Annotated in this window: 23 protein-coding genes, 2 tRNA genes and 1 pseudogene; 12 read left to right on the top strand and 14 right to left on the bottom strand. The window is 56.3% G+C overall.

Annotated elements, in window-relative coordinates:
* Positions 1-90 precede the first annotated feature (90 nt).
* Entirely contained in the window at positions 91-447 is a 357-nt protein-coding gene (locus KR51_RS10170) for a carbon dioxide-concentrating mechanism protein CcmK (protein ID WP_022607413.1), read from the bottom strand.
* A gap of 235 nt (positions 448-682) precedes the next feature.
* Positions 683-991: a carbon dioxide-concentrating mechanism protein CcmK gene (locus KR51_RS10165; protein ID WP_022607412.1), complete on the bottom strand. Its 309-nt coding sequence runs from the start codon at positions 989-991 to the stop codon at positions 683-685.
* Between the two features lie 365 nt (positions 992-1356).
* On the opposite strand from KR51_RS10165, the gene KR51_RS10160 reads away from it, so the two are divergent.
* Positions 1357-1695, top strand: a complete 339-nt coding sequence (locus tag KR51_RS10160; protein WP_022607411.1) for a P-II family nitrogen regulator — start codon at positions 1357-1359, stop codon at positions 1693-1695.
* Positions 1696-1814: 119 nt separating this feature from the next.
* Here KR51_RS10160 and rdgB read toward each other — a convergent pair whose 3' ends face one another.
* Entirely contained in the window at positions 1815-2399 is a 585-nt protein-coding gene (rdgB, locus tag KR51_RS10155; protein WP_022607410.1) for an RdgB/HAM1 family non-canonical purine NTP pyrophosphatase, read from the bottom strand.
* Positions 2400-2563: 164 nt separating this feature from the next.
* Between rdgB and KR51_RS10150 the strand changes: the two genes are divergently transcribed.
* Both KR51_RS10150 and KR51_RS10145 read left to right on the top strand, forming a co-directional pair.
* Positions 2564-2776, top strand: a complete 213-nt coding sequence (locus KR51_RS10150; RefSeq protein WP_022607409.1) for a hypothetical protein — start codon at positions 2564-2566, stop codon at positions 2774-2776.
* Positions 2777-2966: 190 nt separating this feature from the next.
* Positions 2967-3443, top strand: a complete 477-nt coding sequence (locus KR51_RS10145) for a Tic20 family protein (protein WP_022607408.1) — start codon at positions 2967-2969, stop codon at positions 3441-3443.
* A 79-nt stretch (positions 3444-3522) separates the two neighbouring features.
* Here the strand turns inward: KR51_RS10145 and KR51_RS10140 are convergent, their stop codons facing one another.
* Complete coding sequence (locus KR51_RS10140) at positions 3523-4311, bottom strand: fumarylacetoacetate hydrolase family protein (RefSeq protein WP_022607407.1); 789 nt, start codon at positions 4309-4311, stop codon at positions 3523-3525.
* A 114-nt stretch (positions 4312-4425) separates the two neighbouring features.
* On the opposite strand from KR51_RS10140, the gene rpsF reads away from it, so the two are divergent.
* The 4 genes from rpsF (at position 4426) to KR51_RS10125 (ending at position 6143) form a co-directional block, all read left to right on the top strand.
* Positions 4426-4743, top strand: a complete 318-nt coding sequence (rpsF, locus tag KR51_RS10135) for a 30S ribosomal protein S6 (protein WP_022607406.1) — start codon at positions 4426-4428, stop codon at positions 4741-4743.
* Between the two features lie 991 nt (positions 4744-5734).
* Positions 5735-5860 carry a hypothetical protein gene (locus KR51_RS20980; RefSeq protein WP_269634908.1) on the top strand — a complete coding sequence of 42 codons (126 nt, stop codon included), beginning with the start codon at positions 5735-5737 and terminating at the stop codon, positions 5858-5860.
* A 70-nt stretch (positions 5861-5930) separates the two neighbouring features.
* A tRNA-Tyr gene (locus KR51_RS10130) sits at positions 5931-6015 on the top strand.
* A 56-nt stretch (positions 6016-6071) separates the two neighbouring features.
* A tRNA-Thr gene (locus KR51_RS10125) sits at positions 6072-6143 on the top strand.
* A gap of 655 nt (positions 6144-6798) precedes the next feature.
* Here KR51_RS10125 and KR51_RS19685 read toward each other — a convergent pair.
* Positions 6799-6939, bottom strand: a complete 141-nt coding sequence (locus KR51_RS19685; RefSeq protein WP_156915076.1) for a hypothetical protein — start codon at positions 6937-6939, stop codon at positions 6799-6801.
* A 77-nt stretch (positions 6940-7016) separates the two neighbouring features.
* On the opposite strand from KR51_RS19685, the gene KR51_RS10120 reads away from it, so the two are divergent.
* Entirely contained in the window at positions 7017-7211 is a 195-nt protein-coding gene (locus tag KR51_RS10120; protein ID WP_198016749.1) for a KTSC domain-containing protein, read from the top strand.
* A gap of 189 nt (positions 7212-7400) precedes the next feature.
* Here KR51_RS10120 and KR51_RS10115 read toward each other — a convergent pair whose 3' ends face one another.
* Positions 7401-8828 (bottom strand): dihydrolipoyl dehydrogenase family protein, encoded by a 1428-nt coding sequence (locus tag KR51_RS10115; protein ID WP_040655874.1) that lies wholly within the window; start codon positions 8826-8828, stop codon positions 7401-7403.
* Between the two features lie 442 nt (positions 8829-9270).
* Between KR51_RS10115 and KR51_RS10105 the strand changes: the two genes are divergently transcribed.
* Complete coding sequence (locus KR51_RS10105; protein ID WP_022607401.1) at positions 9271-10023, top strand: phytochelatin synthase family protein; 753 nt, start codon at positions 9271-9273, stop codon at positions 10021-10023.
* Positions 10024-10542: 519 nt separating this feature from the next.
* Complete coding sequence (locus tag KR51_RS10100) at positions 10543-11910, top strand: ATP-binding protein (protein ID WP_022607400.1); 1368 nt, start codon at positions 10543-10545, stop codon at positions 11908-11910.
* Positions 11911-12242: 332 nt separating this feature from the next.
* Here the strand turns inward: KR51_RS10100 and KR51_RS20230 are convergent, their stop codons facing one another.
* Entirely contained in the window at positions 12243-12440 is a 198-nt protein-coding gene (locus tag KR51_RS20230) for a hypothetical protein (protein WP_232214588.1), read from the bottom strand.
* A gap of 11 nt (positions 12441-12451) precedes the next feature.
* On the opposite strand from KR51_RS20230, the gene KR51_RS20225 reads away from it, so the two are divergent.
* On the top strand, positions 12452-12874 hold the full coding sequence (locus tag KR51_RS20225; RefSeq protein ID WP_269634909.1) for a YHS domain-containing (seleno)protein: 423 nt from the start codon (positions 12452-12454) through the stop codon (positions 12872-12874).
* Here KR51_RS20225 and KR51_RS10090 read toward each other — a convergent pair.
* Positions 12871-13230 carry a hypothetical protein gene (locus KR51_RS10090; RefSeq protein WP_022607398.1) on the bottom strand — a complete coding sequence of 120 codons (360 nt, stop codon included), beginning with the start codon at positions 13228-13230 and terminating at the stop codon, positions 12871-12873. The two genes, KR51_RS20225 and KR51_RS10090, sit on opposite strands and share 4 nt — an antisense overlap.
* A gap of 571 nt (positions 13231-13801) precedes the next feature.
* On the opposite strand from KR51_RS10090, the gene KR51_RS10085 reads away from it, so the two are divergent.
* A complete protein-coding gene (locus KR51_RS10085; RefSeq protein ID WP_022607397.1) occupies positions 13802-14749 on the top strand; it encodes a DMT family transporter in 948 nt (315 codons plus the stop codon).
* Between the two features lie 69 nt (positions 14750-14818).
* Here KR51_RS10085 and KR51_RS17535 read toward each other — a convergent pair whose 3' ends face one another.
* The 6 genes and pseudogenes from KR51_RS17535 to tmk form a co-directional block, all read right to left on the bottom strand.
* A complete protein-coding gene (locus tag KR51_RS17535; protein WP_022607396.1) occupies positions 14819-16393 on the bottom strand; it encodes a LysM peptidoglycan-binding domain-containing M23 family metallopeptidase in 1575 nt (524 codons plus the stop codon).
* 496 nt (positions 16394-16889) lie between these two features.
* Entirely contained in the window at positions 16890-17387 is a 498-nt protein-coding gene (locus KR51_RS10075; protein ID WP_022607395.1) for a tRNA (cytidine(34)-2'-O)-methyltransferase, read from the bottom strand.
* A 187-nt stretch (positions 17388-17574) separates the two neighbouring features.
* On the bottom strand, positions 17575-18717 hold the full coding sequence (gene gshA / locus KR51_RS10070; protein ID WP_022607394.1) for a glutamate--cysteine ligase: 1143 nt from the start codon (positions 18715-18717) through the stop codon (positions 17575-17577).
* 284 nt (positions 18718-19001) lie between these two features.
* Positions 19002-19740: pseudogene (locus KR51_RS10065) on the bottom strand (histone deacetylase family protein).
* Between the two features lie 293 nt (positions 19741-20033).
* On the bottom strand, positions 20034-21326 hold the full coding sequence (locus tag KR51_RS10060; protein WP_022607393.1) for a glucose-1-phosphate adenylyltransferase: 1293 nt from the start codon (positions 21324-21326) through the stop codon (positions 20034-20036).
* A gap of 186 nt (positions 21327-21512) precedes the next feature.
* On the bottom strand, positions 21513-22172 hold the full coding sequence (gene tmk, locus KR51_RS10055; protein WP_022607392.1) for a dTMP kinase: 660 nt from the start codon (positions 22170-22172) through the stop codon (positions 21513-21515).
* Positions 22173-22315 lie beyond the last annotated feature (143 nt).

Here is a 22315-nt window from a genome sequence, read left to right as displayed (position 1 = left end):
AGCATCAGCGTCGGGAGGATGTCACTCCCTCGCGCCAGGTTGTCGAGCGTTGGAGAAACGATTGTCGCGATTGCGGGGGGCAAGCCGGGATTATGCGCCCGGTCGCGCAGCTGCGATCGTCGGCGGGCGCTCGATGGAATCGCGAAAACGCTCTACTTTCTCGTTAAACGCAATCGGGAGCACGCATTCCACGTTTTCGTGTGGGCGCGGGATGATCACCCATGTCTCCAACGTCGACCCAAACGTGCGCTCGGCAGCTTCCATACCGGCATCCATCGCGCGCTTGACTTCAGAAACATCGCCGCGAATGATAATTGTGAAGCGCGCGCTGCCCGCACGAATGTAGCCGACGACGGTGATTCTGCCTGCTTTCACCATCGCATCGGCTGCTGCCAAAATGCCGGGAAATCCTTTCGTTTCAAGCGTTCCGACCGCAACCTGTGACATGAGTCTTGCTTCTCCCTACGAATTAAGTCAATGGTTAATGGTCAATCCAGTCGAGCGGTGATTCAACTGTTAATTGGTTCGTCTTCCAGCTCATTATTGCCCGAACGCTGCGAATCAGCGTACAGGATGGCTGGATTTTTTCCCATGCCACAAGGCTATTGGGGCCGAGAGGGCGACCGCACCCTTTACTGATGAGAGTTCGCCAATCTGGATGGGTATACCAGCGCGTTCTCTTTTAAAGACGGAAGGGTTCCGACTGTTCGGTGTAGTCGATGGGCATGACTGCTTCGAGATTCTCGGGCGGATTGGGAATGATGTAATGGGTCAGAACCTCGCCGCCGAAGGATGCTTCTGCTGCTTCAATACCAGCCGCCATTGCCGTTTTCACCTCGGCAACATTCCCGCGAATTGCCACGAAGAACTGACCGCGTTCGGCCTTATCGAACGTGACCAGCGCCACCCGCGCTGCCTTCACCATTGCATCTGCAGATGCGAGAACTGCCGGGAACCCAAGCGTCTGAATGACGCCCACCGCGATCGGCATCGTTAAAATCCCTCTGTACGGGTGCAGAATGTGTCCTCAATTGTAGTACGACAGGGGCGAGCAACTAGCACCGGACATTAAAGCAGCGGGCCAGTGGAGTGCGTGAAGCACAAAACATGTTGGCACCAGTCGGAAAAACCAGCACGGGTCTCGTGGGTTCGGGCACTTGATACAGTCCTAAAACCTAACGACCTCAGTTCTTCTCCGATCCGCGCGGGCCTTCGAGCTCGAATCCACTTGCGATCGCCCGGCGCGGAGAGTACACGTAGCCAAAGTTACAAAATTTTGACCCTACCCAGTGCTAGAAAGAGGCTTGCTGGATTTATATAGATAATGAAGCCTTCACACAACTGGGAGAGAGACCCTTGAAAAAGGTAGAAGCTATTATCCGTCCGTTCAAGCTCGACGAAGTTAAAATTGCCCTTGTCAATGCTGGTGTAGTTGGCATGACCATTTCCGAAGTGCGCGGCTTCGGTCGCCAGAAAGGGCAAACCGAGCGCTATCGCGGCTCCGAGTACACGGTCGAATTTTTGCAGAAGCTCAAAGTCGAGGTCGTTGTTGAAGACGATCAAGTCCAAATCGTTGTCGATAAGATCGTGGGTGCTGCGCGTACCGGCGAAATCGGCGACGGCAAAATCTTCATCTATCCAGTCGACGAAATCGTCCGGATTCGCACGGGCGAGAAAAACCTCGAGGCCGTCTAAAACACTTATACCTCGAGGCCGACTAACACACTTGCCGACTCGTCCCGCTCCTGCGGAGCGCTGTTGGTGTGCGGGATGAGGGGGGCTCTCGCGATCGCGCGGAGACCGACCAGCAGTATCTAGAGGGGTGCTGCCGAGAGCGCGGCAAGTTGCGGTAGCAACTCGGCAAACGCCCGCCCGCGGTGGCTGAGCGAATGTTTTTGCTCTGGCGACATCTCGGCAAACGTTCGTCCGGCTTCCGGAACGTAGAAAATCGGATCGTAACCAAAGCCACCCGTGCCGCGTGGCGCGTCCAGGATTGTGCCGGGACAGATGCCCATTGCCTGCAACGCGACCGTGCCGTCCGGTCGTGCCAACGCGATCGCGCACGCAAACTGGGCGGCCCGCTCGGAACGATCCCCGAGAGCCTTCAGCAACCGGGCAATGCGCTCGGCGTCCGTCTTGCCGTAACGTGCAGAATGCAGGCCGGGCGCCCCTCCCAATACAGCGACTTCCAGTCCGGAGTCGTCGGCAATTGCCCACATTCCTAAGGCTCGTGCTACCTGCGTTGCTTTCAAGCAAGCATTCTCGGCAAAGGTTTTGCCAGTCTCTTCGATCTCTAGTTGCGGCGGTTTGAGCTGCAAGTGCCATGCCAACCCGTCAAGGTAGGCTTGCATTTCTTCGACTTTGCCGGGATTACTAGTCGCAACTACAAGGGTTTGCATCGGTTTTGCCCCTACATTCGGAATCGCTGCTGTCGAGCCGCACGCGAGCAACCGCACGCCGCTTGCGATCGCCATCAGCCTGCTGCAATCTCAGCCATGCTGCCGTTCTAGCGATCTATGCTTAGAATAAGCCTAATCAAACGCGTTAGCGGGAGGAGAGCGCCATGCTGGTGATGCTGACCGACAATCGCGTCTTTGCACCTCAAGGTGTTTGCCAAAGCTGTCTGTTTGCCGATCGCGCCGGACAGCCCCGTTGGCGTGGCGGGCAATTGATCTGTGGGCGGCGTTTGCGCGAGGGCAACCCCAACTCGTACGAGCTATACGAGTGTCAGATGGGCTTTCGCGTTGCCCATCTCGACTCCGATGGAGATGCCTAGAGTCAGCCAACCGTGAGAGGTTAGGGCGCGCGGCAACTATTACACGAGAGACAAAGCACGTGCGGCCTTCAACCAAGACGCGAGATCCATCTGAAGACTGCGTTATTCTGGACTGGTGCGGGCAATGCAAGCGCGCACCTTCCGGGGTTTGAGACCGGCTCGGTGCCGACATCAGAGAGAGGATACGTAAATGACCTGGCGCGGTTCAACCGACTATAAGGATCGAGCATTCTCGGCATTGGCTTACTTGTTGCCCCTTGTTGTAGCCTTACCCTTTGGGGTATTCGTTTTCCAACAGCTGCCCTTCTTGCGACCCCTTTTCCTACCGCTGATACCGTTTGCAATTCTTTACGGTCAGTTTCCTTTTGGACTGATTATCTTCTTTGCTTTGCTCTTCTTAGTCGTCCGCAACGAGCGCATCAACCACTTCATTCGCTTCAATACGATGCAGGCGCTTTTGCTAGATATCTTTTTGATCCTGCTGCATTTGGTTTTAAGCTTGTTCGTGAGAACGCTCGGTCCGGGCAGTTTCATTATCGAGACGTTCTACAACGTAATTTTTATCGGCGCGCTGGCTGCCGTTATCTTCGCTTTCGTGCAGTGTGCGCGCGGTCTCTACGCCGAGATCCCTGGAATTTCCCAAGCTGTTTACGCGCAAGTGCGTTAGGGATCCGTCTCAGACTCCCCCCTTAGATAGCAGCCCCTCGGGAATACATTCAAAGGGTTAACCGTCGAAGATTGCGTCTTTATGCGGGCAAATCTGGGCGGGCAACAACAGGGTTGGTAAGCTGACCGATCCCTTCGATTTCGACTCGTATGCGATCGCCGATCTCGAGCGGACCCACGCCCGGTGGCGTGCCGGTTAAGACGATATCGCCCGGCAGCAGCGTCATGATCTCCGATATATAGGCAATTAACGTATCGATTCCGAAGACCATCTGACCGATCGATGCAGACTGACGTGGTTCTGCCTCGTCGTTCACGAATGTCTGGATTCTGGCACTGGCGCTGAGGTCGCGTACGCTCCATGGACCGAGAGGGCAGAAGCTATCAAAGCCTTTCGCGCGCGTCCACTGCTTGTCCTGTTCCAGTAAGTCGCGGGCGGTGACATCATTGGCGATGGTGTAACCCCACACGCTCTTGCGCGCCTGCTCGAGCGAGCAACGGCTGACGCGCACGCCGACGACGAGAGCAAGTGAGCCTTCGTAGTCGATCTGCTCGGACTGAGACGGGTAATAGATCGGTTCTCCATCGGCAGTAGCTGCTGTCGGGGGCTTGAGAAACAAGTGCGGTTGCTCTGGGACGCCCGCGCCCATTTCGGCAGCGCGATCGCGATAGTTTTTGCCAACGGCAACGATCTTTGTCGGGGCGCAAGGGGCAAGCAACTGATAGCTGTCGGGATCGAGTTTGAGATCGGTCGGTTGTCCGCCAATCCATGGCGGTGCATCTAGCACCAGAACGCTACGGTCAGCTTCTAGCAAGCCGTAACAGGTTTGACCTTGAATTGTGCGGACGCGGACGTAACGTTGCACCATCGGGATGGGGAGTGGCAACCGCGTGGGTGCGGATCGCAACAAAGGTAGTAGGATAGTAAATCCTTGCTTTCCGCGCGACGGAAAGCCGCTTAGTCCGAAAGGAGAATTGCCATCATGATACAGAGTTACGAAACGATGTACATCCTGCGACCCGATCTCGCTGAGGAGCGCGTCGGCAACCAGATTCTCAAATACCGCGAGTTGCTCGAATCCTATGGAGCAACGGCGATGGAGATCCAGAATCGCGGGAAACGCCGTCTTGCGTATCCGATTCAAAAATTTCAGGACGGCATCTACGTTCAGATGAATTTTGATGTCACGGGCGAAGCGATCGCGCCTATGGAACGGGCGATGCGCCTGAGCGAAGAGGTAATGCGCTTTATGACGTTGCTCTCGCCTCGTCCCAAGGAATCTGCACCTGTCGAAGCCTAGTATCGAACTTCCTGCACCAACCAGCACAATAACATCCCTTTCGCGCCGGGCGAATGGGGTGTTGTTTGCAGGGTATGAGGGGTTTATGCGAGCTGGCCATTCTCAGCCGGTCCGAAACCCTGCTGCTCGGAGCCGCACGCGCAAGTGCTATCGGTACTCATAGGGGGCAACAGTCGGCAGAAGTTTGGACGACCGCTGGCGAATGTCTGCTTCGAGGTGCTCTAGAGACTGCAACTGCTCGCAATTGAGCCCCAGGAGGCGATCTGCCCGGCTGCAGCCCCCAAGCCGCTGCGAGAGAGTGGGGACGATAGAAGCGATCGTCAGATTGCCCGGTTCGACCGTAATTCCCAGGACGCGAAGGGTGGGAGCGAAAAACGGAGTGACTGTTCAACGGAGTAACTCTTCCGGCGCGGACGCGGTCGCGGGAGTCCCGAACGTCAACAAATTGTGTAGCCAAACGCCAGGGTAACTGAACGCTCGGCCGCCGCATTCTCCAGAGCGCATACCAGAGCTTCATTCGCGAGAATGGCTTTGTTGACGGTGTTCGGCCGACCGCGACCGTCGAGCATTAACCGCCCGAGTCGCCAGGATATAGGGCAAAGTCCTTGTATAGGTTGTTGCAGGGCGCGATTTCTCAGAGTCGACCGCACTCGCAGAGGCTACCGATTCGATCGGGCGGTCGAGAGAGAGGTTGCCTGTTCGATGCATAACCCGCTCGCATTGCCAAAAGGCAGCTTTGCGAATTACTTGCTTCCGAGGATTTCCATTACGGCAAGTTCGTTCGTGCGTTCTACTGCCAAAACGCAACTGTGATAGGCTACCACCAGCTGCTAGCTCCCTACCACGACCGCAAAAAGCCCCACGTATGACGTGCTCGCCGGTCTGAACCCACCCTCGGGTGTGAGGATTCTATCCGTGCCGCTCCCGCCTGCCGCCAAGAAGGTCACGATTGCCTGGCTGCGATGGTGGAAAGCTTTAGGCGACTGGCTCGGTGACGCGTTCGGCAATTGACGGTATTGTCATCAAAATGCTGCTGCAATTCGAGCAATTGCAGGCAAGGGGGCCAGCAGCACGGCTGCGGCGATCGGTGGTGCAGCGATCGCGCAACTGTCACTGATGAGAGTCTTGACGATCTCGTTGACGGGTAGCCATGACTGTCTGTTATGATTAGTAACTGCGTGGAACGAGGGTCGGTGTCCGAGTGGTTAATGGAGGCGGACTGTAAATCCGCTGGCTACGCCTACGCTGGTTCGAATCCAGCCCGGCCCACCACGCGGCATTCTAGTAATGTCGAACCGGTGCAAAAGATCTCCAAGCCCGGTTTTTCCGCCCGTGTAGCTCAGCGGTAGAGCACACCCTTGGTAAGGGTGAGGTCACGAGTTCAAGTCTCGTCACGGGCTTATTTCAAGTTCCATTGTCGGTGATGCTTGAGGCAACCCTTCCTGGAGGAATTCCCGAAAAACTTGGATCTTGACGGAAAGATGCCTGTTGGGTGATTAGATCGTGCAGATCGAAGTCTCGGGAAGTGCGATTTGTAGATGGCCTTGTTGCAGTGCCCTAAGCGCTAACAAATGAAGGCAGCATTAATTCCCAATCCACCCTCTTCAGCAACTTTTTAAGACTTCAGCATTTTTGGAACAGAGTATACCTCAGACTCTATCCTCGTGCTCTCCATCCGGTCCGCCTAAGTTACAAATCCCTACTGTTTTCAGGTTTTTGATGTGCAGGTAGCTATACAGGCAGAGCTCTGAGGATACGCGATGGTTCCGCGCCTTTGTTAGTAAGTCAAGGCATTGCAAAACAACCGGGTGTTGGAGCAAGTGGGGGGACCTCTAAACTCATTTTGCCAAGTAGTTCGGCAATCCGGACCGTGTTAACTAAGTCTTCTTGCAGCAGATCCACGTTCCGGGCGTTCGACGTTAGTCAGACTTTGGGTTGCGTGGATACTCTTAGATGAACTCCACCAGAACCGGGGGCAAGTGTAATGTCCCGGAAGAAATTTGCGCATAAATTTTGAGGGGGCCGTGCTGCTCGTTCGCAAGTACGGAGTAGGATTTACCGATCGCGCTCCGGACCGCAGTCGATGTCGCAAACGGGTAAGGGGCTGAGATCGTTTGGATGCCGCTGTTGCCCGTTCGCAAGATCCTTGGCAACAATGGCTGCAACGACGACAGATGCGCGCCCAGCTGGTAGCATAAAATTCGTTTGTGATTTATTCGCTTCCCTACCTGCAAGAGGTCTCTATCATGGAACTGGTCGCGGTCGAATCGAGGATGATTAGGGCAGTTGGCTACAATCAAAAAACTGCCACACTTAAAGTTGTATTTACAAGCGGTAAAACCTATACATACGAGGAAGTTCCCAAAGAAGTATACGATGCTCTTCTAGCGTCCGAATCAAAAGGGCGCTTCATGCGAGATCGCATCATCGGCGAATATGCCGAGTACCTGGGTCACCGCCGCCGCTAGCAAGCCAGCTCTTTGTTGGCTCGAGATTGCGAGGTTTCGTTGCAGGGCGCACATTCACCACGAAGCATGTTTTTCACGCAAGCTGGCGTAAAAGTTAAAGCTACTCAGTCAAATATTGCGCCACCCACGAGTACTGCAAAACCCACCTGAGTAATTTAAATTCGCGTGAGGACGGCATGGGCACAAAACTTAGAACTTACCGCGTCGGAAGTTGAAGAATCCACGCAAAAGGTTTTGGAGCGTCTTGTTCGCCGCGTATCCTTGTTTCTTGAATGCGAGGGCGGCTTTGCCATTGATCTCTGAAAGCGTCGGGTAGATGTGAACGTACCCAGAAAGCGCTGTTATGGGTAGCTTATTTTTCATTGCCAAGATAACTTCGTGGATCAACTCGCCGGCAGAGGAACCGACGAGGTGCGCCCCCAGAATTTGACCTTTCGGATCGAGAACGTATTTCGCAAAGCCGTCCGTTGCTGCTTCTGCTTGAGCGCGGTCTACGTTGGCAAAGTCTTGCTTGACAATACAGACCTTGTCGCCGTAGCGATCGCGGGCCTGCTCTTCGGTCAACCCGACGCGGGCGAGCTCGGGTTCAGTAAAAGTCGCCCAAGGAATTACGCGATAGTCGGCTTTGCTGACAGGCAGGAATAGTGCATTTGCAACTACAACGGCGGCTTCGTAGCCGGCAACATGGGTAAATTGGTAGCCGCCGATGACGTCGCCGCAGGCATAGATTTGCTTGTTAGTTGTCTGCAGCTTTTGGTTGACTTTAATACCGGTCTTGTAAAACTCAACACCGGCTGCTTCTAGGTTGAGCGAATGTACATTCGGAACGCGTCCCGATGACATGAGAATTTCATCGACAACGACTTTTTGCCCGCCCACCCACACAATCTTTTTATTGCCCGCCACCTCAACGCTCTCGGCACGAGCATTGTGAATGATGCGAATGCCTTCAGCGACGAACTGACGCTCGACTACATCCGCAGCCTCGGGCTCTTCCTTAGGCATGATGCGATCGCGGCTGCTGATGATGGTGACTTGCGAGCCCAATCGGTGCAGTGCCTGTCCGAGTTCGCAACCGATCGGTCCGGCTCCGATGACAGCTAACGACTGCGGACACTCTTGCAAGGAGAACACCTGCTCGTTGGTTAGGAAGCCTGCTGCCTGCAAGCCGGGAATCGGCGGCAGGGCAGGACGCGAGCCTGTAGCAACGACAAACGTCCGCGCCGTCAGTTGCCGGCCGTTGACGGCGAAAGTGTCTCGACCGCTGAACTTCCCTTCGCCAAAAATCACCTCGACGCCCAAGCTGCGAAAGCGCTCCGGCGAGTCGTGGGGTTGAATGTTGGCAATGACTTGCTGGACGTGACGCGTGGCTTCCGCGAATTCGATGCGTGGTGGATCGGTGTAGATGCCGAATCGCGATCCGTTACGGACCTCGTAAGCGGCACGGCCGGCGTGGAGGAGGGACTTGCTCGGAACGCAGCCAAACCACAAACAGTCGCCGCCCAGGCGATCCTTTTCGACGAGGGCAACCTTGGCGTGAAGCTGAGCTGCTGCGCTTGCAACTACCAGTCCGCCAGAACCACCGCCAATCACTACTACGTCATACTCCACAGATATCGCGCCTCCTCGTGCGTGCGATCTGTTGCGATCGCGTTGAAGTTTGAAATGAGACCTGATACCTGGCTCAGATCCCCAAAATTACGCCAGGTCATCCAGCTTGAGATGATACTGTACGCTAGCTGCAGCTCGATAAGCGAGCTTCGAATTGCAAGCTTCGCATTTAACATGAAGCCAACACGAGCCGACTTCACACGATTTAAAAGTCCCAGCTCCCATCATCATTGTTGTTTTATACCTACCAACATTGGAGCTATTAGACTGACCGCAGATGAGTTCGAGATGAGAAGATCCTGACGATCGCCTAAAGGCCACCTCGAGAAATTGCTAGGTTGTGGGTTACCGGCGGTTGAAATGGCCTACTGCCGTGCCGACCTTCGGTCTTGAGCAAATTAATCGAAGTGTCCAATAAACTAATGATGACCTATCATTTTCAATCCCTATGCGGCGTGTCCTGACCCAAATTGGAATCGGCATCGGTGTCACCTCGGCTGCGTTCGCCGGGCTGTCGGCATGGTCAGCTTACTTGACGATTTCGAGTCCCGAGAAAGTAGAGGCTCGCTCCTTGCCAGCGCACCTAGTTGAGGGCGACAGCGATCGCGGTGAAAAACTCTTGGAGGTGGCTCTTGCTGCGGACCGTTCTGCGCTGACCGAGGCGTTTCAATGGCAGGAGAAGCTGAGCTGGTGTGGAGTTGCCTCCGCGGTCACTGTCCTCAACGCTGGAGGTAGAAGCTTGTCTCAAAATAGCTTCTTCACGGAGGCGGTGCGAGAGGTCCGACCTTGGGTAGCCACTACTTTTGCAGGGATGCCACTGGAAGACTTAGGCGAGATGCTGGTAGCTCACCAGGCTGATGTCACTGTCCGCCACGCCTCCACCGCAACTGTGGATGACTTTCGCGCGGTGCTTCGGGCAAACGCCAGCAACGCCGAGGATTTTCTTATCGTCAACTACGACCGACAGGTTGTTGGACAGGAGGGGGGCGGTCACATTTCGCCGGTTGCCGCCTATTCGGAAGAGCACGACAAGCTGTTGCTACTAGATACGGCAAGATACAAATATCCTCCGCACTGGCTTCCCGTCTCTATGATGTTTGAGGCGATGGACACCATAGACTCGGAGAGCGATCGCAGCCGAGGCTGGGCCGAAGTCGTGGTCGAGCCGAAACCATCAGTCTCAGCTGCGGAGGAGGGCTGACCGGGTGCCCTCATCAAGATGCCCTGAGAAATAATCTCGTTCTGGGGCAGTGAAGGACATGGCAAGGTTAGACCAATGGCTCGGTGTCATGAGCCTTTTCTTGCTTCGATTGGAAGTGCACCTTGCTTAAAATTTATCCGAGCAAGTGCTGAGGGAGACTCTCCGCACGATTACTACCAAATCCGCTAGAGCAATTCCCGAGTCAGATTGCAACAATTCCAGCATTACCCTCACCTCAAGATTCCTTTAAGGCAAATACTGATACGGACTGATATCTGAAAACAACACGCAATTGGTTAAGCATCAAGCTAACAGCAGAAGCTCAACATGGAATTCGCAATAGTTGAAACCAATGCCAGAAGAGGGTTTTCTCGTTGTGGACTGAGCGACACTAATTGGTTCAGGCGTCCGTTAAAGTGTGCCTGTAGCGAGCGGACGGAGTGTCAGCGCCAACCGCTGTTCGAACCTAAGCTTGCTGCACATACGTCCATCCAAAAAAATCACCCGCGATAGTCTTTCATGTCCGACCCCACCACATCGTCGGGTAGTGCCATCCCTGACCGACATACTCCTGACAAAGCACCCGAACTAGCGGCGATCGCGAGCGCTGTTGCCGGGCTCTTGCTCTACGGCGACACCTTTAAAACCCAGCCTGGACTGGCTTTCCAAGAGTTAGTGAAAATTCTGCAGGCAGCGGGCGACCGTCTGGACTGCATCCGGGCGTATGGTCGGTGGTTTGCAGCCCTCGCCGATGCCGAGCAAAGCTGGTTCGACCACCTGCGAGATTGCGTACTTCACGACGATAATCCTTTCTCTCGCCGCGTCCAGCACGTACCGTTGAGTGACTTGCCGACGTCACTCGTCAGGGCTGCCCGTAGCGATTTGCAAACCCTAAAGGGAGTTGCGTCCTGCCCGCCCGAGGCGATCTCGCATTGGGTGCAGCAAGCTTGCGAGCTGCCAAGTCCTCCAGCTGCCTGGACGGTTCCCGTAACCACCGACCCAAGCCAAGTTTTGGGCGAGCGTGAGGATTGGTCGGGGGCGCTAGTCAGGTTAGCCGAGCACTACCGCTGTCATGGCACGGGTGCTTTCGCGCGCTACCGCGTTCTGAGGTGGCAGTCAGCACCGTCACGCGATCGGCTGGGGGCGCATGACCTTGGCGGGCAGTTGGTTGGCATTGCCCATCCCGACCCGGTACGCTGGCAAGAGATTGTCGGCTACGAATGGCAGAAGCAGGCTCTTCGGCAAAACACAGAAGCGCTACTGTCGGGATATCGGGCGCTGAATGTTTTACTCTACGGCAGCCGCGGTACGGGGAAGTCATCACTCGTGAAGTCGTTACCGAGAGAATTCGGCGATCGCGGTTTACGGTTGGTAGAAATCGCCAAAGCCGACTTGAATGCCCTACCGCTCGTCATCGAGCAGTTGCGGTCGGTACCGCAGGTTTTCGTCGTTTTCGTAGACGATTTATCGTTCGAAGAAGATGACGATGCGTTCAAATCACTGAAAGTTGCTCTGGAAGGTAGCGCGACGGCAATAGCTCAAAACGTCGTCGTGTACGCGACGTCAAACCGCCGTCACCTGATCCGCGAATTCTTTGCCGATCGCCCGCGTCCTGCCGATAGTGACGAGATCCACGCTTGGGACACGATGCAGGAGAAGCTGTCGTTTGGCGATCGCTTCGGGCTGACGCTGACCTTCGAGCCGCCGGACCAGGACGCATTTTTAGCGATCGTACGCCATCTGGCACAGCTGAGTGGGATTTTGCTGCCGGCCGAAGAACTCGACGCGCGAGCCAAACAATGGGCGACACGGCACAACGGGCGTTCGGGTCGCAGTGCGCGACAGTTTGTAGACTTTCTGCAGGCAGAGTTGGAAGTTTTAACCTAACCCACTGTGCGCGAGCGCGTATGCAATGGATTGTTTTGCGAAGGTTTTCGAGCGATTGTAGCCACGACATCTCAGACCATGCTCAGCATTTTTTCAGCAATCTCTCAGTCTGGGTTGGTTTCGTTGCCACATCTGTTAATGAAAATTTCAGGTAGCTGGATTTTCATTATCTTCGTATCACCTGTAACTCAACCTGTGGAGCGATCGCGCCATGAAGATTAAGTTTTTTACAACTTTGGCTCTAGCCTCAATGCTAAGCTTGGGCTCTGGTTGTTCCCTTGCCGATTCGCAAAACACCTCGAATCCTTGTGCGGCAAATCCTTGTGCGTCGGTCAATCCCTGTGCGTCGCCTTGCGCAGCCAATCCTTGTGCGTCGCCTTGCGCGGCGAACCCATGTGCATCTCCTTGCGCAGCCAATCCTTGTGCATCTCCTTGCGCAGCCAATCCTTGTGCATCGAATCCGTGCGCGGCCAATCCCTGTGCGGGCAATCCCTGTGCTGCATCCAATCCGTGTGCAGCAGCATCAGCAACAGCCCCCGCCATTTATACCGACCCCGAAGCGGGGGACAACCTGGCGATTCGCGGTTACGACCCCGTGGCGTACTTCGTCGAGGGCAAGCCGGTAGAAGGCGAAAGCTCTCTGCAGTACCAGTGGAATGGTGCAACCTGGCAATTTGCTAACGAAGCAAATCTCGCGCAATTCACGGCTAACCCGGAAGCCTTTGCACCGCAGTACGGTGGCTACTGTGCCAAAGCTTTGAGCGATAACAACCTAGCCTCGTCGATTCCCGAAGCGTGGAAGATTGTCGATGGCAAGCTGTATCTCAACTACAGCATGGAAGCCCAAGAAGAATGGTTGCAGGACGTGCCGGGCAAGATTGCCAAAGGCGATGAATTCTGGCCAGGGATCCTCGAGACTGCAGGTGTTATCTACTACGACACTGTTGGCGCCGTTCAGCTCTAGATCGCCGGACTAATTTGCTGATGTTCGGGACGCGTCGAGTCTAGCCGTACCGCAGTGACTGGGGTGCTGGTGGGGCAGCGTCTCGGACATTCTATGAAGACGAAACCCTGAAGTGCGGCTATCCAAGTGTAGAGGGGATTGTAGTAGGTGTATGACCGCCAGAGTCGTTCGGGCTCTTGCAACAGAGTCGACACAGCTACTCCAATCCACCATTTTGAGGCAGCAATGGCACTTGCGGCACAAATGCTGCTGGAGCCGCCACCAACTGCCAGGAGCTGCATCGACAGCAGCTCGTGGTAAAGGGCAAACGAGGGTGGCAGCCGGAAGCCATAACTGCAAACATTTGAGTCGGTCATGTCACCACCTCAGTCCAAGCTCAGTAGGTGATGATTGCTGCCAGGAGCGGAAGTGCTGTTAGGAGATATAGCTCATCGGGCAAGGGTCTCACGAACCGAGACACAAGGCAATTGGGTTTGTTGTCAATCCCAAAGTCACTGCTGCGGTTGCGCGTAGACTATCCAATACGACTAGCCTGGATTATTCACGAAGATTTTGACGAAGCCTTAAGCCCTTGCTCTGACTAGGCTCAAATCTACGTGTGTAGAAACGTACTGTCATTGAGCGAAAATGACTGCAAGCATTGCAGGGCAAAAGGTTAAGGGTCTCCGCATAAGAGTTCATGAATAATCCAGGCTAAAAACCTTGCCTGAGTTAGTTCTTACGGATTCGACGCTCCTTCAGTCACGGCATTCGACTCTAGATTCCACCGGTCGATCGACTCATTGGTCTGCGCGATCGCCAGTCGCTACACTAAATCAAATACTGCCGCTAGTATAAGAAACCGTCTGGTGGATGTTGTGTCCGAGCGGCGATATCCAGGTTTTGTGCTGGCGAAACCTGACATCATTCAGGCAAACTTGACGCCGAATGCACCGTCCCTCGTCCCCACCTGCTACCTCAATCGTCGTTGCCATCTTGACCCTCGGCGTCTTCGCCGTCTCAACTGCCGCTATTTTCATCCGCCTCAGTATGGTGGCAGCTGCCAACACCAGCATCGGCTTCAGCCTGTTCGTCTCCGCCACGCGCCTACTCTTTGCCGCCCTGCTCGTTCTCCCTACCTGGAGCGGCATCCGACAACCATCCGTTACGTCCCGCGCCACCAGGTACGCGATCGCGGCCGGCGCGTGTCTGTGCGTCCACTTCGCAACTTGGATTACTTCGCTTGCCTTTACTTCAATTGCTGCTTCGGTGACTCTCGTAACCACCAATCCCATCTGGGTTGCGCTGCTGGCCTGGGCGTTTCTCGGCGAGAAACCGACGCGCGCGTCCGGTCTGGGCATCGCCATCGCGATCGCGGGCGGCGCTCTTATTGCCTATGGCGACGCCGATAGCGGTTTGGCTGGCAGCAACCCGCTGCTTGGGGACCTGTTGGCACTGGTCGGCGCGTGGGCGGCTAGCGCCTATTTCCTGCTCGGGCGCGAGGCACAGCGGTGCGGCTTGGGCATTGGCAACTACGTTGCGATTGCCTACTCCACAGCAGCTCTGTTGCTGCTGCCGCTGCCCTGGCTGTTTGGCGGCAGATATACCGGGCACCCCAGCTCAGTGTATTTCTACATTCTGGCCATGGCAATTGTCTCTCAAATCGGCGGTCACACCAGTTTCAACTGGGCCGTACGCTGGATTTCACCGACGTTGGTGGCTCTGGCAATTTTGTTCGAGCCGGTTGGCTCGAGCCTTCTCGGGTTTGTTGTCTTCGGGGAAGTACCCGCCCCTGCCGTGCTTTTCGGTGCGATCGTACTGTTGCTCGGAGTCGGGTTAGCAGTCAGGGGTAGTCAGATGCAAAACCCACCAGCAACAAGTACGGGCGAGTGGTGAAGAACACTGTTTGACAAGTCAACGAGGTCAAGACATCCCCAGGGCAAGGCTCCCCTTCAACCGAAAGAGCTACTTATTGCGAGGCAGCAATGTAATTGGGTTGGTTGCACCCCGACCGCCCGGGTGAATCTCGAAGTGGAGGTGTGGACCCGAGCTGCGTCCCGTACTCCCCATTTCTGCAATTTGCTGACCTTGACGCACGCGCTGCCCGCGTCGGACCACGATACGGCTGTTGTGGGCGTATAGCGTTACGCTGCCGTCGCCGTGGCGCAGTTTCACTATGTTGCCATAACCGCCGGCGTTCCAGCCTGCTACAACCACTTCACCACTGCTGGCAGCAAAAATTGGCGTCCCGACCGGTGCGGCAATATCGATGCCGCGATGCATCCGACCCCAGCGCATGCCATAGCCCGAGGTAAGAACGCCTCTGGCCGGCCAGATATAGCCTGCGAAAGCATCCGCTCCATCCGGTAGGTGCTCGTCCGGGGAGGACAGTGGCGGCAAATCGGGCGATACCGACCGACCGACGGGAGTATCCAACGTACGATTGTACGCATTTATCTCTACTGGAGCAACGGCGACCGGGCCCGTGGGCAGGTTCACCAAGCTTGTCGGGGTGGAGAGACCGCTAGCCTTTGGCTCGACAGCCGAGGCACTTTCGCGGATGCGGACCTGATGTAAGCGGTATTCCTGGCGCAAACGCGTGATGTCAGCGCGCAAGCGGTTCACATGAAAGGTTTGCTGCTCGGGTGCCGAATCGACGGCCGGCGACTGAATTGCAGTCCAAGTCCGATCGCCACCGGCAACCGCTGCATTGAGGGCGATTGCGCGCGACGGAATTCGCAACTCGCGACCGACGATTAGCTGGTTGGGGTTACTCAGGCGATTGAGGGCAAGAATCTCGTTGGGCAAAACACCATAACGCCGGGCAATGCCATAAAGAGTGTCGCCGCGGCGAACGCGATGTACTATCTGTGCCGCAAGGGTATCGTCAGCCGTTGTGATGGGTGCAGGAGCAATCGAACGTGCAACTGATTCGGCAACCTCGGGTTCCAGCAATTGCGGCGACTCGGCAGGCAGTAGCGTTGGTGCAACCGTGAAGCTCGCTCCAGAAATAGGCAATCCAGGTGCGGTGGGTCCAAAGGCATTTTCGGGAGCGGCAAACAACGGTAGTGTCGGCAGCAATGCGAGGGCATCTTGGTTTGCCAGCGGCGGCAACACTTGCGACTCGTTCAACAACTGCGAGGCAACCTCAACGGACTGGGATCGTTCCGGCGAGGGCAGCACCTGTGGCGAAAGCGCTGACGTTGCTGAAACCGTCGGAAAGTCCTTTAACGCTGTGGTGGAGACAGGTATGCGCAATACCTGATCGATCCGCAGTAGCGCATTAGCGTCGAGATTGTTAACGGCTGCTAGGGTGGCAGGGGCGATCTCGTATCGCCGCGAAAGCCCCCAAAGCGTATCGCCAGGTCGCACGCGGTAGGACGCAAAGCGGCGCGCGTCAACCGGATTGTTGGGGCTCGCGATCGCCTGAAGCGGCTCGATGTAGATTTCGCGATCTGACTCAGACGACACGTCCCCCAGTACTGAGCGATCGGGCAGCCGCCCGACTGCAAGGGCATCACTCCCTGGCTGGGGAACCATCGCGCCTGCAGACAGCGCAAGTCCTAATACCGCTAAGGAATTACCAGCACGAGTACTGACAGCAAAAGCAGTCTCCGAGGGGAGAGCGCGAGTTCGAGCTTCAGGTGCGCGTTTCAACAGGAACCTCCCGATTCAATGACGAGGGCGTTGCCGGTTTCGGTTCGATACCGTCCGATTCCGATGCAACCCGTTTTGACCGATCCAACTACCCAACCAGCGGCCCCGAGCGACCGCAAGCGAACTCACTCGATAGATAAAGCGCAGGACATATATAAGAAATTTCTAGGGATCCTGACCCAAATCACAAACCCCTAGTAGGTCCAGCGAAAAATTTCCTTGCAAGACTAACCCGGTTTCGCCGTTTAGACAAGTCCGCCTTCAAAATTGAGGACAAGTTGATTCGCCGCCGCAAGGGGAAAGTAACAAATCTTCAGTAGGAATCACTGAGTCGCGCCATCTAGGGATCGCGGACGCATCCCAAGACTGCGTAGAACCCTTAATCGTTATCCGCTGGCGGTCGCGCGTCGAGATGCCCGAGCTGCCGCCGTGCTTCTAGCAAGCCAACAGCAGCGCTGACCGAGAGATTGAGGCTGCGGACGCCTGGCTCGGCCATGGCGATATAAGCAGTGGCATCGCATATAGCAAGCGTGCGGGCGGGCAAACCCGAACTTTCGCTCCCGAAGAGCAGCCAGTCATCGTCGCGAAACGCGATGTGAGTGTATAAGTGCCGACCCGAGGTGCTGAAGCCAATGAGCCGACCGCCATGCACTCGACTGACAGCCAGGAATGCTTCCCAGTTGTCGTGACAGTACAGTTCTACGAAGGGCCAGTAATCCAGCCCAGCACGTTTAAGATACCGATCGCTGAGTTCGAAGCCAAGCGGACTGACGAGGTGCAGTTCCGTACGCATCGCCGCACAGGTGCGAGCGACGTTGCCCGTATTGGGGGGAATCTGCGGATGAACGAGGACGACTCTAGGCACGAAAGCGCGCATTGACGGGACGTTCCCCAGTCTAGCGATCACCGCCACCCATTTGGTCTTGCGGCAACCTCAGTTGCCACACGCCTAACTGTCACACACGTTTTGGAGGACCGAGATTCCGCCGCCGAGGTTCCGCAACTGGATTTCGGGTTGTGGAAACCAGATCCAAATTTGTCCGAATTTAACTCAGGCGATTGCGCTAGGCAGCCATTAGCTGCGGACAGAGCTTGCTTTCCAATTCCCGCTCGTGTTGCTCGGCATTGCGGATAGCGCCGGCGACAATTGCTTGCGGCGCGCTACCACTGGCGTATTGGTGCAGCCACCGTTGGGCAGCGTTCCCCTCGCGCAGAAGTTTCTTCAGGGGAGACAGAAAACACAGGTAACCGCCTTGGCGAGCGATTTCGGCGGCCTGCGGATACAGCTCGGCAATCCAGTCGCGAGCGCTGAGGTAGCGACCGTCCTGCCAGTGCTGGAGATCGGCATCGAGGCTGTCACGGGCGACTGCCTGTTCGTTCGCGGCAATAAGGTCGAGGATTGCATCGGCGTCGAATTTGCTCGCCGTCAGGGGATCTAAATCGGGCTCGCCGAGCAGTTGAACGACGCGAGCTTCGAGTAATGCCGCGATCGCCAGCAGCGCAATCGGATCGACAACTAAGTCGCAAATGCGCAGTTCCAAACGGTTGAGTTTGTAAGGACGGCAGTCGCCGTTCGGGCGCGCCGACAGCCACAGATGGCGCACGTTTTGCATGGTGCCGAGGACCAGTTGCTCCTCGGTCCAGTCGATGTAATGTTGGTGGCTGACAAACAGCGGCACGCGGGCGGGGGTTTGGGGAAACAGACCCCAGCGAGTGGAGTGATAGCCGGTAGCTCGACCGTCTAGGAAAGGCGACGACGCGCTCAGTGCTAAGTATAAGGGAGCTTCCACGCGCGCGAGCCGGTAGGCACGCATCAACTGCTCGGGATCGGCAACGCCAATATTCATGTGCACGCTCGCGGTCACGACGCGGGTGCCGTACGTGCGTTCGATATATTCGTGGTAAGGATTGCTGGGGTCGGAGCGATAGAAGCGATCGCTGCTGCCGAGGGACAAGGTACTGCCGGGTACCAGCGTGTAGTTGCCGAGGTGCTGCAAATAAGAGCGCAGATGCATGCGCGGGCGCACTAAGGCACACAGCAGGCGATCGTAGTCGTAAAGCGGGGCAGTCGTGTATTCGACATTGCGGCTATCCGGCTCGCGAACAAAGCCCGGGAGGCCGGCGACGATGCGATCGGAGAGCCCGACGATCTCGCCAGCAGGCGTACCGGTATAGATTTCGATTTCGAAGCCCTTGGAGAGCAGCACGGCGGTTCTTCCTCGTGGCAAATGCGCGCAACTCAAGCTTATCAAGCCTCGGAGAGGTATTTCTGCATCGCTAGGCTGCAGTTCGAGGCAAGCGTGCTGCGCGAAAACAACTAGCTTTGCTGCCCAGTAGTGCGCACTGATGAAGCAAGACCTCAAGCTAAAAAACAACGCTAAAGTCGATACTTGCGGATAACATCGAACGCATCACGGTGGAGTTGTGGGTGACGCCTTACCAGTGCCTTCAGATCGCGATCGTACCCACCGCCAATGACGCAGGCAACCGGTTAGCCTGCGGCCGCGCAGGTACTCAAAACCAACCGCTCGCGACGGTAGAGTCCGCTATCTGTTAAGGCTAGTTTGCCCAGGCGATCGCCAACATGCGTATCGATGCCGGCATCGTAAAAAACTAGGTCGGGAGGGACGCGATCGAGCAGGTCGGGTAAATGCTGCGCCAAGAATTGTAGATAGCCATCGTCGTTGAGACCGCAGGGGAAGCGGCACGTCCAAGTCGCCGGGTTGCTTGTGCGCCGGGAAGTTGTTCTCGCAATGCATCGAGAACGCGAACACGCTGGGATCGTCGCGAAAAATGTATGCAGAGCCGTCGCCTTGATGCACGTCGAGGTCGACAATCAGGATCTGCCGTGCCAGTCCCAGCGTCTGCACGACGCGCGCAGCCACGGCAATGTCGTTGAAGATGCAGAATCCCGAGCCGTAACTCGGAAACGCATGATGCGTGCCGCCAGCCGAGTTACAGGCAATGCCCTGTCTGAGTGCGAGTTTCGCCGTTAAGATCGTTCCGCCAATCGCCGTGCAAGTGCGCTTGACCAAGTTCGGGCTCCAGGGCAGGCCGATACGCTGCAGCGATCGCGCGTCGAGGGTGCCTTCGCAGTAAGCATCGATGTAAGCCTGTGTATGCACGAGTTCCAGCCACGCGCGTGGGGGCGGTTCCGGGGCGCGAACATCTTGCAAGCGAGCGATACCCTCAGCAAGCAGGAACTCACATGGCAGCGAGAACTTCGGCATCGGGAAGCGGTGGGCATCCGGCAGCGGTGCCACGTAGTCTGGATGGTAGGCGATCGCGAGCGTCATCGCGGCAGGCAGAGCGTCGCACCATATTGTAGGCACGATCGATTGCAGACACGATTGCAATCTCGATTAGCCATCCTCGGACGGTTACGACTAACAAAGTCCCAGGCAACAAAAAAGGGGCGCGATCGCCCCTATCGAGATGGAAGTGTTCGCCTCCATCATGTTTTAGCCAATAGCAATCGCGCTAGAAGGGCGCGAGGCATTAGAATGCCTAGCCTTTAGATTGACTAGATCGTCGTACCGTCGGCAATGACAGCGTTCTTCAGAATCGTAACGATACCGCTACGGATGTAGAATCCTTCATCCTCGCGAGCGGATTCTTCAATACGATCCTTATTCACGATCAGCACATCGCGGCCGATGCGAGCGTTCTTATCGACGATTGCACGGCGGATGGTGGTGTTCTGCCCGATCCCGACCGGAATCGTACCAGCTTGCGCGCTCGAATCGCGCTCGCCAGAGGTCTCGTAGAAGTCGTTGCCCATGAGCAAAGTATCTTCGATCGAGCACCCCGACTCAACCCGCGAGCGCACGCCCAAGACCGAGTGGCTGATCTGGCAGTCCTTCAGAATGCAGCCCTCGCCAATGATGGACTCCGTCACCTGGCAGTTAAGCAGCTTCGTCGGCGGCAGGAAGCGCGATCGCGTATAGATTGGCGCGTCTTTGTCGTAGAAGCTGAAGGGTGGCATCGGTTGCTGGGTCAACCCGATGTTGGCGCGGTAGAACGATTCGATCGTACCGATGTCTTCCCAGTACCCCTTGAAAAGGTACGCTTGCACGTTGAAGTTCGCTGCTGCCTGAGGAATGATTTCCTTCCCGAAGTCCGTTTGCTCCGAATTGTCCCGCAGCAGCGAAGCCAGCACTTCTTTCTTAAAAACGTAGATGCCCATTGAGGCAATGTAAGGGCTTTTCTGCGCTTCGTCGGGATCGAGTCCGAGCAATGCTGTATCGACGCGCATTTGCCGAAGGGCGTCGCCTTTAGGCTTCTCGCTGAAATCGACGATGCTACCGGAGTTGTCGATTTTCATCAATCCAAAGCTTGACGCGCGGCGCTCATCTACCGGAACGACCGACAGGGTAATGTCTGCACCTGTCTGGCGGTGATGGCGGATGAAGTGCGCGTAATCCATGCGGTATAGGTGATCGCCGGAGAGGATGATGTATTCGTCGACATCCCATTCCTCGATCAGCCAGAGATATTGGCGCACGGCGTCCGCTGTTCCCTGAAACCAACTGGGGCTTTCGCGGGTTTGCTGGGCGGCTAGAACCTCGACAAAGCTATCGGAAAAGGGCGAGAAGTTGTTGTAAGCGCGGCTAATGTGGCGATTGAGAGATGCCGAGTTGTATTGCGTGAGAACGTAGATTTTGTGGATGTCAGAATTGATGCAGTTACTGATCGGAATATCGATCAAGCGATACTTACCTGCGAGCGGGACGGCAGGCTTGGCGCGCAACTTCGTCAGGGGATACAGGCGCGTGCCCGCTCCACCTCCAAGTATGATTCCCAGTACTCGTTTCACTGGCTGTGCCTCTCACTGCCTCGACTTCATCACGACCAGTGTATGCCCGAGTGGTAGTCGTGGAAAGAGACCAGCACCTAAAATCCTGCTCGAGTGCCGTCGCGATCGCCGCCGCCAGTGCCGTGCGATCCTGGCGGTCGTCCACTCGGTCGCGTTTGCCACACGGTTTCCCTCTGCGATAGATCTTTAGAGCGGCCTGCGCGCCAGGCGATCGCTTAGGATGGCACGGATTCTAGCGTGTACGTCATCAATCCCGCCGTTTGCATCCACGCGAACCACGCGCTCGGGATCGGTCGCAGCAAAATGCGCGTAACCTTGACGTACGCGCGCATAAAAATCTTGCTGGTTGCGCTCCATTCGATCGGGGCTGCTCCGCGCACGCGCGCGTTCCCGTCCCACCTCTAAACTTACGTCGAGCCACAACGTCAGATCTGCTCTCAGCCCGACGGTTGCAATGCGATTGAGGGTATCGATCGTATCGAGGTCGAGGCCGCGACCGTAGCCTTGGTAGGCAATCGTCGACCCCGTAAAACGATCGCAGAGTACTGTCGCCCCGCGTTCGAGTGCCGGTAAGATCGCCGTGGCAACGTGCTGGGCGCGATCGGCTGCGTACAATAGCAACTCGGCGCGATCGTGTGGTGCCGTGTCGCCATCGGTCAAAATCAATTGGCGCAATGCCCGTCCGAGTGCCGTTCCGCCTGGCTCGCGCGTGACGACGATATCCGAATTATCCAGCAGGCGCGATCGCTCCAGCCAGTCGCGAGCGAGCTGCAGCTGGGTGGACTTGCCGCCCCCTTCAGTGCCCTCAAAGACAATGAACGTGCCGCGTCGATCGCCTGTCTCCATCCGAATTACCCTCTCCGAGCCGCCAGAATACCCTGTAACCCCTCGCGTTGCCAAAATCGCAATCTGCCAGCGCGAGCTTTACTTGGTGTGGAAGACAGCGTCGATTCATACCATAGCTCCTGCGCGGAACACTAACTGCCCGG

Source organism: Rubidibacter lacunae KORDI 51-2 (assembly GCF_000473895.1).
Lineage (GTDB): Bacteria > Cyanobacteriota > Cyanobacteriia > Cyanobacteriales > Rubidibacteraceae > Rubidibacter > Rubidibacter lacunae.
Note: the sequence above shows the minus strand (reverse complement) of the source record. Positions and strands in the feature narration are given on the sequence as shown.